We start from the raw sequence: 1512 nt of genomic DNA on the forward strand, positions 1-1512 counted from the left end.
TTGCGAGGGAGCGCCGTACCGGGGAGTACGGTCGACTGAGCAAAACTCCCTTAGATCGGTAAAGGACAAGCGAGAGCGGGAGCAAGTTTATGAAATATCCGGGCTAAGCTGAAGAGTAGAAAAAGCTACAGTGAATTTGTACGGGGAAGCCGCACAAATAGATCCAGGTAGCTAACCATATGAAATATATGGTTAGCTACTTATCTGTCAATAAAGCTTACCTGCCTTAACCAATCGACAATACTTCATACACAGCCAGTCAAATAAACCAAACAACCTTTATTTATTCATTTTTTTCACCAACAATAAAAGCATTCAATTCAAAAAACTTTCTGTTCAGGTGTGCCTATGAAACACTTATTGATAATCGGTCTGGCATTTGGTCTGACTGCCTGCTCTGATTCAAAACAAAGAGAAGTCACGGCTAACAGAGACAAAGAGTTATTGCCCCTTTCTGAAAATCCGGACCAGGCAGACGTCACAAAGCCAAAAGATACAGATTCATTCTCAAACAACCCAGCAGAAAATGAGTCGAAGAAGCAAAATACTGCTTCAACCTCTTATCAACTGTCGAATTTCGCTACAGCTGGCACAGATATTAACAATCTCTCTTATAGTCAAAACTATTACACTGTCAATCAAAATGACACTCTGATGAAAATCGCATTCGAAATATACGGTGATTATGAACAATGGATTGTCATTAAAGATTCAAACCCCGGAAAAATTGGTTCTAAAAATATAATAAAAGAAGGAGCCATATTAACTTATCCTGAACCAGCCAGGAAATTTGTTCAAAATAAAAAAGGTGATCCATACCTGATAAAACATGGAGATACGTTATCGTCTATCTCCAAAAATTTATACGGTTCAAGCCGACACTGGAAAGCCATCTGGAAGAACAACACGGCTATGATAAAAAACCCAAACAAGATCTTTGCCGGATTCACAATCTATATACCTGATATCAATGAATAACAGGTATTGTTTTAAAGCATAAACCTGCCACCCGACATAACTTGATGCCAGAGACAACATAGTTTTCTATGGTGTCTCTGGATTTCATCATATTGAACGAGACGCTGCGCTTTTAAAGATTCTTCATCACCATCATCAATAAGTGACTGCCCGAAAACCCCGGATATTTATGTCAGAGCGTCTTGCAACCATTTCTCAGACTTATGCTTGCCCCCCACTCTTCAAGGGAATTGTATATGCTGTACTGATCAGTGTAAAACCTGCTTGACTTTTGATCATCGTGGTTGATTAGTTTGATGTTGCTTATCAGTCCTTTAATAAAGGCTATTACTGCATTTCTGCCGGTTCGCACCTGATCGCCAGAGGGCGACAATACCAATACCTGTTCACCGTCTTCCGGTTTCCACCAGTCCCGTTCAGTGCCTGCCTGATGGATCAGCCAGCGTAAAGGCGCGGTGTACAGATCCCCGATTTTTACCCTTGGGAATTGTCTGTAAATAACTTCCACATATTCAGATGCTCCACCGCAATCAT

2 protein-coding genes are annotated in these 1512 nt (G+C 40.8%); one reads left to right on the forward strand and one right to left on the reverse strand.

Translation table 11 applies throughout. The features are described 5' to 3' along the window. Nucleotides 1-348: 348 nt before the first annotated feature. Nucleotides 349-978: a LysM peptidoglycan-binding domain-containing protein gene (locus tag KDK14_RS12455; protein WP_257265455.1), complete on the forward strand. Its 630-nt coding sequence runs from the start codon at nt 349-351 to the stop codon at nt 976-978. 172 nt (nt 979-1150) lie between these two features. Here the strand turns inward: KDK14_RS12455 and KDK14_RS12460 are convergent. Beyond that, nucleotides 1151-1512 (reverse strand): phage baseplate assembly protein V (locus KDK14_RS12460; protein ID WP_257265456.1); only part of this gene is annotated, 362 nt, incomplete at its 5' end.

The sequence above is a fragment of the Endozoicomonas sp. ONNA2 genome, from assembly GCF_024606365.1.
In the GTDB taxonomy this organism is placed as follows: domain Bacteria; phylum Pseudomonadota; class Gammaproteobacteria; order Pseudomonadales; family Endozoicomonadaceae; genus Endozoicomonas.

Coding starts and splice junctions, on each gene's coding strand:
- KDK14_RS12455 (WP_257265455.1), top strand. CDS start 349: ATGAAACACTTATTGATAATCGGTCTGGCATTTGGTCTGACTGCCTGC.